Origin of the sequence: Nocardia stercoris, from assembly GCF_003696265.1 — a bacterium.
In the GTDB taxonomy this organism is placed as follows: domain Bacteria; phylum Actinomycetota; class Actinomycetes; order Mycobacteriales; family Mycobacteriaceae; genus Nocardia; species Nocardia stercoris.
Window position 1 is genome coordinate 1 of sequence record NZ_RFFH01000047.1, and the last position, 1616, is coordinate 1616.

General features: G+C 63.9%; 1 protein-coding gene and 1 pseudogene. Both read left to right on the forward strand.

Translation table 11 applies throughout. The annotated features are described in order from the left end of the window. On the forward strand, positions 1-132 hold a 132-nt coding region (locus EBN03_RS33485; RefSeq protein WP_147471806.1), incomplete at its 5' end, for an integrase core domain-containing protein. 1141 nt (positions 133-1273) lie between these two features. Continuing rightward, positions 1274-1616, forward strand: a pseudogene (locus EBN03_RS33495) (protease); the annotation flags it as partial.

Sequence of the window (1616 nt, forward strand, 5' to 3'; positions counted from 1 at the left end):
CGGTCAGAGGCCGAACGCCGTGCTGCGTTCACCGACTGGCTGCACACCTACAATCACCACCGCGGCCACACCGCACTCGGCGGACACCCGCCAGCCAGCCGCGTTCCCAACCTCTCAGGTCAGTACAACTAGGTGTGCCTCGGGGTGAGTTGATGGGGTGGCGCCGCATATGAACTGCTCCCCGGAAGTTGGACTGAGAAAATCAGTTCCGATCTCCGGGGAGCAGTCTCATGCGTGTGTCAAGTTCGTTGTCCGAGCAGCAGCGTGCTGCGACGGTAGCGTTGTACGAGACCGGCTCCGGCTGCGTCCAACGAGAGCCTCTTCGGCTGGACGAAGACGCTCACCGGCGCCGCGCGATCGTCGACCGACTCACCTTCGGAGGCGACATCATCGAGACACCGGTACCGGCAGTTGTCGCCACGCACTGAGGCCGCGAAACGTGGTGCGGCCAGTAGAAGCTGATCTGCCACCCGCAGAGCCTGGCAGGGGCGATGCTGTCCAACTCGCTCAGACACGCAGAAATCGAGTAGAGCATTAGTCGAACCAGGATGCTGCGCCAGGGTAGCCGCGGAGAACGAGTAATCGGGCCGATTGCGCGCGACGACACCGCCCACCGCGCCGAGAATCGGCCGAACACTACTGCGATCAATAACAATTCATAGTTGTGGAGAACTCGGAGACTGAGATTTCCCTTCGAATCCACTCTCCGCTAACTTCTTCGGTGTGAACACGACTCACTGACCGATAGCACCGAACCGAAGGAGACGATAGTTCGATTCGTGGCCGGCCGTTCGCCGGAAGTCGATGTCGCGGAACCGAAGAAGCTGCTGTCCACCGGCCAGTCCGCCGAACCCCGGGCCGGCCGGCCCCGGCCGCCGGGAAGTTCTGGTCCGACAGCCCGGTGCGAACCCCGCTCCCTTGCCGGCCGCTCACGCAATTGCGTGGCGGTGCAGCACCGCGGTGAAAACAACCCCGCGACCGCTGATTCCGGGGCCGCTTCGTGTCGGATCATATTGCGTTCAGTAGGGCCAGGCTCGCGCTCGAACTACAGCAATTATTTGTGGACTATCCAAAAACTACGATTTCTCTTGCGCGCCGTGGAATTCTATCCTTTCCCGACATGAGCGGCCTGGATCACAGTCGAACGTAGTTCGACATAACTCGAAGGAAATCACCTCCAACATGCGTGCGCGTCCGAGCCCGAATAAACCGCTCCCACCCCGGCCCAGACGCCTTGGCCATGCCCGAATACCCCGATCCGAAAGATCCTCTCATGCGTAGTACAAACGCTCGCCGTGCCGCGATGATCGGCACTGCGGCCCTGCTCCTGACCGTGCCCAGCGTGGCCCTCACGCTCGCGCAGCCCCCCGCTCCGGCGCCTGCCGCGCCGGCGTCCGCGTTGCCTGCGGACCTGGTGGCCGCGATCCAGCGCGACCTCGGTCTGAGCCCGGACCAGTACCTCGATCGGGCGGAGACCGGCCAGAATTTGGTGCGGTTCGCCGACTCGATCCGCGGGACTTTCCCGGATTCCTTCGCGGGCGCGTGGCTCGATGCCGACGGTACGCCGGTGGTCGGTCTGGCGGACGGGCCGGACAAGGACGCCGCCCGCACCGCCG